This window comes from Bacillus sp. RC242 (assembly GCF_044908245.1).
Taxonomy (GTDB): domain Bacteria; phylum Bacillota; class Bacilli; order Bacillales; family Bacillaceae_G; genus Bacillus_A; species Bacillus_A mycoides.
Window position 1 is genome coordinate 1 of record NZ_JBIYCZ010000036.1, and the last position, 8,578, is coordinate 8,578.

Genomic DNA, 8,578 nt, shown 5'->3' on the forward strand with positions numbered 1-8,578 from the left:
CACACCCGTTCCCATACCGAACACGGAAGTTAAGCTCTCTAGCGCCGATGGTAGTTGGGACCTTGTCCCTGTGAGAGTAGGACGTCGCCAAGCAACTTTAAGACGAGTCAGAATGACTCGTCTTTTTTGTATGCTTTCAGACCTCTGTTAATTGCCTGCTTAACTCCTTCTAAATAGGCGAATCCATGCCTTTTATCTGGTTCTAAGTAAGTACCTTCTGCCCATTCATTCCACGCATTAATAAATAAAAACTCGCTGTTGTAAAGAGAATAGGTACGCTGGATTTGTTTGCTTAAGTATATCGTGAACTTCCTAGGGGTAGAACCTAGGAAGATACTGCTATTTAAGTCTTTGCGGCGTGCTGTATTGTCCCAGTCAAAGGCACCAGGAAATGTTTTTTTCTCTGGAGGAGATCGCTTTAGTATATACATCCACACTTTATCATAATCCCAAGCGTTTATTTGTTTACCAGACTCATATATTGTCTTATTTATGTCTGAAGAGCTATCATGAGCAATTGTATAAAAAGGCTCGAATTGAATGCTAGCATCAAATCCATTTATATTAGGAAGTGGAAAGCTGTTTAATGTTTCTGCAAAGTATATACCTTTCAAACCATTTTCTTGTGCGAGTGTATTCCAATAATGAAGCATTTGTTCACAATGAGGGATATGCCCGGGACGATAAATAATGAATAGTGGTTTATCGTCTATACGGATATATCTCTCATCTTGGAAAGCTTGCAATAAATACTCAAAGTGTTCTTTCCAATCCGATAATTCTCCATAATTTTGAGGCATTAATATGTGACTATCAAGACCATCCCAAGTTTTTGTCCACGGTTCATTTGCCCAAGAAAGGCAAAATGGAAAATCTGGTTCCTTCATCTTAAGTACCTCATTAAAGGGTGCCTCCAATAGCCTCTTCCCTTTAAACCAGTAATGGTAATAACAAAAACCATATATGCCATGTGCTTTGGCGATTTCTGCTTGCCATTTTCTTACGGATGGGGTGGTTAAGTCATAATAAAAATCTTGATAAGGTTCTCTAGGTTGGTAATGTCCTGAAAATAAAGGTCGTGCACTTTTAGTATTTGTCCATTCAGTAAACCCTTTCCCCCACCATCGGTCATTTTCTTTTATTTGATGAAACTGTGGTAAGTAAAAAGCGATTATTTTCAAGATATATCCCCCTTATGTTCTTCGTAGTTCAAGTGGTGGGAAGTTACTTTTGATTTTTCGAATCTAGTTAAAACATGAGATATGTTATTTACTTACTGTATTTATGCTGCATAATGAATTCTTTTGTGCAGTTTGCTTGATATGGAAATCTTTGATGATTTAATATATACGGCTGAGATACAAAATGATCTTCATTATACAATGAGCGAAAAGAGTTAATCTTTTTGGAGAACAAATAGAGCTTGGGGTAACCGGTTTGTATCATCAAAAAAGTCCCGTAGCTTTAAATACTTCTCATAGTGGTTTTTAATATAAGTTCTAGGTATAACGGTTTCCCCATAGAAGCTACTGTTTCTAACGTCTCCAGCTCCCGTAGGGCTGTGGATAAAATTGCCGCTTTCATAATCCGAGATGGCACGATTTATATCTGGAAAAGCTTGAGATAAAGTTTTATGCCACCCAGTTTGAATTAATTCAGGGTGTTCCTTGAATTGTTGACAGAAATCGAGAAAATAGCGTGCTTGTGTTGTTGCGATGAAGATTCCACCTGGACGAAGAATTCTTGAAAACTCCTTTATCCAATTTTCTGCGGTTTCTTCGGATAAATGTGAGAATACAGAATAAGCGAATATGATATCTAATGAATTGTCATTAATAAATTCTACAGGAGGTTGTGGGGGAGCTATTTTATACCTGCCTCTTCCTAACGTTTCGTTGCAAAGTTTAATCATTGCAGGATCTACATTAATACCAAGTAAATTTTTATGGCGAACATCTTTGAAAAAGAAGCGTATGATTCTTCCCCATCCGCAACCAAAGTCTAAAATTTTCCGTTCTTTATTCAAGGGAACGCCTAAATTATGGGCATATGTTTTTACAAGGCTATAAAACAAATATGCTTCATAAAGAGCATGTTCATAGGAAGCACCTACAAACTGTTGTTGAATTTCTTCGGAGGGGAACGTAGGTACTGGGATGCCATTTATCTTTGTTTGTGAGCAACTTTGTATAAATAGATTAAGAAGTTCAACATCAGAAAGCGGGCTAACAAGGTTATCAAAATCACTTTCTAACTCAAAGTTATTCATTTGTTAACCTCCATATTATATAGTGCCTAAAAATCATTTTCGTGTTTTTTACTAATAAAAACATGTAGAAATTCAGCATCTAACCCCAGTGATCTATCCTTTTGTAAATAAACAATGGTATACATATTTGCATGTGTATAAATATATTCAATCATATCTTGACCCCAATCAAATGTTACTAAAGACCCGTTCTCATCAATAGGATTACCATGATAAATTGGCTCCTCAATATATTCGATTCCTTCTTTATTGATTCTTGCTCTTTGTAAAGTCTTTGTGAGTGTATGATACCAAGGGACAGTAAACACATGAGCGCCGCCAGGCTTTAATACACGCTCTATTTCTTTAAAGGCTTTGTTTGGCTCCATTACATGTTCAAAGACATCTTGAGTAATGAATAAATCAAAAGATTCATTTTGAAAAGTCATGTCTTCTAAGTTCTCGCATCTAATCCCTTGAAAGTATTGGCCGAGAGGGTAGTTTTTAAAGTATTGAGAATATGTATAGTTTTTGCAGTTTTTTATTAGTAGTTGAGTTGTAATTCCTCCAGGAGAGGATTCGTGGATATGGTAGGAACCCCATTTTGGAAAAAATGTATTTAAAACATGAATTAGAGCGCGCTGCCTTGGTATAGAGTGGCATGTAGAACATAAGTAGTGATCTCTAAGCCAATCATTATGCTCTATAAATGTAGCTTTCTTCTCACAAATAACGCAATATCCATTATTGTGCTTCAAATTACCTTCCACATGACATCACTCCTGTGTAAAAAAATGCATATGACACACATGTCAACAATCAGCGAAATCAAAGAGAGTGGGTGGAAATTAGGGAACTCATAAAAGTGAGATTGGTAGAATGGAATAATTAGCGGGAGAGAACCCCACGCTAATTAAAGTTTCACTTTATGCTATGCGATACATTCGCTTTTATTCATTGAAGAATGTATCGACTTAGAATATCCCTTTTGTGTACGGATACATTTCAAAGTCTTGTGCATATATTTCTGTAACTAAATCCATGGTTTCTTTATCATAAAAGCTTTCATATGTTGGAAAGCGGGGGAAGGATGCATCTGTAATGCTAAGTTCTGCATAGCTTCCCGTATAAAGCATCTTATGAGCACGATGATGATCTGAATTTGTAAGAAGCGCTAAATTTGATTTAGTCAAATCGTACGTGTGTTCTATCTTGGTGATTTGTGTATTAAAATCTTCTAAAGGAATATAGCATTGGATGAAGTTTTCTTCACCTGGGACGTATTGCTGACTAAAATGTATATCTATTGCTAGGGAATTGGAACCGAATGCTTGAACGTAATATAAAAATTGTTTAAATGATATTCCTTGATTACTATATTTGTCATTATAAAAATAATGCCGGATACTTTCCCATTGAGGGCTAGCATATGGATTGTCAGCAAGCAATAAAAAGGAGCTGACCGCCCTTGTATAGGGGTTTCGCACAAGTTTATAAACATCTTTTTTTGCTTCTAGAAGACCATTTTGTAACTCGGGTATGTAATTTGTATTGTTTTTATACACCCAGAACTCATAGTAATGAATAAAGTCATGGTATTTCTTTGCTTCAGGAAATAATCCAATTTGAAAAAAGAACCAATTAGCTAAAGTAGTACATCCGCTTCTATGGCTCCAGAATAGTATAAGTGGAAAGTCTTTATGGAAATGTGGGATTCGATCTTTATGTAGGATTACATGATTTAAAAGCTCTTGATTTACATTCTTCATACATGTAGTGCTCCTTTTTGAAAGTTTTATTTATGGAGAAGGTTTTTAAATAGAATAAACGAGAATATGAGAAGGCAAGTTTTTACTAATCCAATATATTCATGGGAATGAGTAAATATTATGAGTGTTTTTGCGGTCATCTTAAATAAGGTATCGATTCTAAAAGGAAAATATAAAATAAAGATAATGAAAATTTATAAGGGGCATACAATTATAAGAGAATGAATAATAGAGGTGACCAAGTTCGTTTATTTGTATTTCTAGGTGTGATAAGCAAAAATCTTATTACTAGAGAGGATATTATGAGGAAGAATAATTATTTAATAGTAGGTGGAAATAGTTTCATTGGTATAAACCTCGCATTAGGTTTATTGAAACAAGGTCAAAATGTAAAAGTATTTTCCAGACATATAAATAATTTCCCTCAAAATATTATAAGTGAGGTTGAATTTATTAAAGGTGATTTAGCGGATGTTAAAGATATATATAAAGCTTTAGTGAGTGTGGATATTATTATTTATTTAGCTGCAACTTCTAATGTAGCAACTTCAATTGAAGATGTTTTCGGAGATATAAACAGTAGCTTTTTTTTTCTTAACTTCATGGAAAGTGTTAAAAATTTTCCTGTTAAAAAAATTGTATTAGCATCTTCTGGAGGAACGGTTTATGGTGAACCGGAATATTTACCTATTGATGAGGAACATCCATTAAAACCACTTTCTCCTTATGGAATAACAAAAGTATCGCTTGAAAATTACTTGTACTTTTATAAGAAAAAATACGGAATTGACTATGTTGTATGTAGATATTCTAATCCATATGGAAAATATCAAAATCCTTTAAAGAAAGTTGGGGCAATAAATTGTTTTTTGTATCAGCATCTCAGTAATGAAAAGATTAATATATGTGGGAATCCACAAGAGATTATTCGAGATTATATTTATATCGATGATTTAGTTGAAATCACTATACAACTATCACAATTAAATCGTTTGAAATCTTGTGTGTATAACATAGGGAGCGGCAAGGGTCTCTCTTTAAAACGAATTATAGTAGAATTGGAGAAATTAACGGAAAGAAAAGTGGACTTTACCTGCTATAAACAAAGGCAAGAAAATGTTCGAAAAATCATTTTAAATATAGATAGAGTAAGACGAGAATGTAATTGGGAACCGAAAATAGATTTCAAAAGTGGAATTAGATTAAATAAGCTATGGATTGAAGAGTTCTTATATAGTAAAAAATAATAAGCCATGCCCTACTTTTGTATCAGTAGAGCGTGGTTTATTATTTTATTTCTTTTTTTATTACCCAAAGGTCTTGATGTTCCCACCAAAAACCTTCAGTGTATTTTTTGATGACAGGGTTATAGGGCAATAATTTAATTTTGTCACATACGTAAGAGGGACTAACGATCGTTTGCCCGTATTGATGAACATCTAAATCCAATTGTTCACTAGAAGGGAGAAACCAATAACCCTGTTTATTTAAATCTGGAAAGCTGAAGTACTTTTTACTTTGATAACCATGAGTTGTGAAAATGAGTAAGCCTTCAGGAGAAACAGCATTATACAATGTTTGAAGCCAACGAAACCAAGTTGTATCAGGCATATGAGAAAAAAAGGATAGACAAAAGACGATATCATACGTAGACGAGGCCAATTTTACTTGTTCAGGTTCAGGGTGAGATAAGATAGAAGAAGTATTTAATGTGTTTTCAATAAAAGTAATAGCCTCTTCATGTATATCACAGGTAGTTATACTTAAGTTCGTTTGTGGGTTTAATAAATGACGTGTTACGCAGCCATATCCGGATGCGAATTCTAATAATTTAATTGGAGTGTCAATAGGGGGATAAAAGGAAGTAATTAAATCTAAAAGTGTTTCTGCGGATTTTCTCCCATCTTGAAAATAATAATCTATCGCTTCTTTTTTAGATGGGAAGACTGGATTAGTGACAAGGAATTGAAAGATATGATCCTCTGGATGGATACTTGTATTTACATTGTATTTGTGTGCAATTTGAGAAAGCAAATCTTTATTTGCTTCTATAAATTCTTTCAAAGAGTAACCCCCCTTAAATGATAGTAACGTTTTACAAGAGATACTGATGGCGAAGAAAATATATCATTAAATCTTCAAATATGCTTTAAGGTACTTTCTATATGTATACATTTTCTTTTTTGAAATGTCGTCGATAGTAAAGGTTTCTTTAATGAAATTCTGCATTTGTACAACTTCACTGTAATGGGAATATGAATCTTCTGTTCTCGTTACGCTATTTGTATGTCGTCTATGATAGTTTAGCGGTTTTGGATTGAAATAAATGTTCCCCTCTTTAAGAATAGAAACATAGAAAAATCAATCACCAGCTACTTTAAACTTTTCTAATTGTTTTTCTGTAGTTTTTATATCTATGTTTTTAAAAACTACACTTGAGACATTAGGTATGGTGTTTTTGATAAGTAATGTATCTTGTATTTCATCTATCCCTTTTCGGAAATAAGAACTTTTCCATTTTTCTTTATCAATATCATTTGTGTAATCTAAATAATGATTGGCTAGGATATTTCCTTGTTCATCTATTTGTTTTGATTGTGTGTAGCTTAAGGTAACATCACGATTTATATGAAACCCTTGGATTACTTCTTCTAAAAATGTCTGATCACATAAGTCATCGGCCTCTGCAATCCAAATATAATCACCGGTTGCTGCAGAGATGCCTTTTATCCATTGTTTAAATACAGAACCAGAGTTTTTATCATTAATAATCTGCTGAACTTTTAGGTGGGGCTTATTTTCGTTTGAGAGCAGCTGTTCAAATATAGATACACTATTGTCAGTAGAGGCATCGTCTAGGAAAATTAGTTCGTAAAGGGGATAGGTTTGGTTTAATATGGATTTAACTCGGTTAGATAAGTATTTTTCGTAATTATAGTTCGGTATGATTACGCTTATTTTTTTGTAATTATGATCAAGTAGGTTTAACAGTTGATAAATGTAATGAAAAAAGTTGAAATCTTTTTCAATAAGCTCTTGGCCAAAGCGCCCTTTTTGTAATCGTAAGTCTTCATCTCCAATAAATTCATATATTCTTTCCAGCACCTGCGGTAAATTTAAAAAGTCTACTAAGGCGCCAGTTTGTTCCGTAACAACATCTTCAAAACCTCCAGCGTTTTTAAACCCTATAACAGGGACTTTTGTATCTAATGCCTCTAAAACAACGTTTGGAAAAGGATCTTCTCTTGAAGTTAACAAATATAAATCAGCCCCGGCGTTATATAAACCGATATCTGGAGTAGGCTCAACTAATGTGAAATGTGCTGTATATCTTGGGGATAGCGTGTTAAAGAAATGAACATCCGTTCTCCCGACCCAGATAAAATGAATATTCGTATGAACCTTTCTTACTGAGTAAGCAATAAGTGAGAATAAATCTATCCCTTTCCGATGATCAGCGAAACCTACTCCTAAAATGATTTTGCTATCTAGAGGCAGGTTGTGTTTTTTTCGTAATTCGCTTCTAGCTTTTGCAATATTGTTCTTATAAGGATTGTGGTTAAACAAGCCTTGAGGGAGGATGTGACATTTTTGATGATCTAATTGGGTGATTGTACGGAATTTTTCATACACGTACTGTGAAGGGAAGACAACTTTGTAAGCAAACTGGGCAATGTTTCTAGCTTTCCCCTCGGCAGAGTACTGTTGTATTAAATGCGGCAATTCATGTATTAATGAAATAACTTTTATATTGTGTTTAGCTAGTAATGCAACTATATCACCACTTATGACGGTACTACATATGGCGATGGTATAGTCTTGTGATAGTAACTTCTTTATTAATAATTCGACCCTTTTTTCTGTTGGGTAGTCTTCCTCTAGGCAATAAACAGGACCATACTTTTGAAAATCGTGGATTAAAATGCCCGTTCCAATAGAAATAATTGCGACGGAGTAATGAAAGTTTTCTTTAAGAGCTTTAATAGTATGTAAAGAAAGCAGCTGTGCTCCGTGGAAATGGGCATCATGGGATACATAAATGATCTTCTTATTAACATGCATTTCATAACGCCTCCTAAGTTAATTAGATTTTTAGTAAATGCATGGTGTATTTATAATTCCTAGAGAGAAGTGGTAGGAGATAATTGTGAATGCAGCTGGAATGTACTCGAAATAAAAAGTGCTACCTTTAATATATATTTGTTTGGCTTGCTATTCATTCTTTAGAAAGGTGTAAGTAAGAAAGTATAAACTGTCGATTATGAAAGTGATTGCACCAGTTTATTAATCTCTAGGAACGGAGTATAAATGAAGAAGGTTCAATACCCTTTAGAATTTATAAAATAAAAAGGATAAAAGGTATTGACGATTAGTATATAGAGGTGTAATATAGAACAAGTCGCCGATGCAATAACGCAGAACGCGGCAAACAAAATGAAAAACTTAGTTGACATTAACTAACGAAGATGTTAACATAAGGGAGTCGCAAATGAGCGACAGACAAGTTCTTTGAAAACTGAACGAAACAAACAACGTGAACGTCAATTTTTATTTTTAGATG

6 protein-coding genes, 1 rRNA gene and 1 pseudogene are annotated in these 8,578 nt (G+C 33.9%); 2 read left to right on the forward strand and 6 right to left on the reverse strand.

Annotation, left to right across the window (positions count from 1 at the left end; translation table 11 throughout):
* Nucleotides 1-93: ribosomal RNA gene (gene rrf / locus ABH957_RS29300) — 5S ribosomal RNA — on the forward strand; the annotation flags it as partial.
* 14 nt (nt 94-107) lie between these two features.
* Here the strand turns inward: rrf and ABH957_RS29305 are convergent.
* The 4 genes from ABH957_RS29305 to ABH957_RS29320 all read right to left on the reverse strand — a co-directional run bounded on the left by ABH957_RS29305 (nt 108) and on the right by ABH957_RS29320 (nt 4,017).
* A complete protein-coding gene (locus ABH957_RS29305; protein WP_404512897.1) occupies nt 108-1,181 on the reverse strand; it encodes a glycosyltransferase WbsX family protein in 1,074 nt (357 codons plus the stop codon).
* Between the two features lie 215 nt (nt 1,182-1,396).
* Entirely contained in the window at nt 1,397-2,269 is an 873-nt protein-coding gene (locus tag ABH957_RS29310) for a class I SAM-dependent methyltransferase (protein WP_404512899.1), read from the reverse strand.
* 26 nt (nt 2,270-2,295) lie between these two features.
* Nucleotides 2,296-3,018 (reverse strand): class I SAM-dependent methyltransferase, encoded by a 723-nt coding sequence (locus ABH957_RS29315; RefSeq protein ID WP_000398933.1) that lies wholly within the window; start codon nt 3,016-3,018, stop codon nt 2,296-2,298.
* 204 nt (nt 3,019-3,222) lie between these two features.
* Nucleotides 3,223-4,017 (reverse strand): sulfotransferase family 2 domain-containing protein, encoded by a 795-nt coding sequence (locus tag ABH957_RS29320; protein WP_404491969.1) that lies wholly within the window; start codon nt 4,015-4,017, stop codon nt 3,223-3,225.
* A 302-nt stretch (nt 4,018-4,319) separates the two neighbouring features.
* On the opposite strand from ABH957_RS29320, the gene ABH957_RS29325 reads away from it, so the two are divergent.
* Nucleotides 4,320-5,264 (forward strand): NAD-dependent epimerase/dehydratase family protein, encoded by a 945-nt coding sequence (locus tag ABH957_RS29325; protein ID WP_404512901.1) that lies wholly within the window; start codon nt 4,320-4,322, stop codon nt 5,262-5,264.
* A gap of 40 nt (nt 5,265-5,304) precedes the next feature.
* Here ABH957_RS29325 and ABH957_RS29330 read toward each other — a convergent pair whose 3' ends face one another.
* Complete coding sequence (locus ABH957_RS29330; protein WP_404458394.1) at nt 5,305-6,081, reverse strand: class I SAM-dependent methyltransferase; 777 nt, start codon at nt 6,079-6,081, stop codon at nt 5,305-5,307.
* Between the two features lie 66 nt (nt 6,082-6,147).
* Nucleotides 6,148-8,079: pseudogene (locus ABH957_RS29335) on the reverse strand (glycosyltransferase).
* Nucleotides 8,080-8,578: the final 499 nt, after the last annotated feature.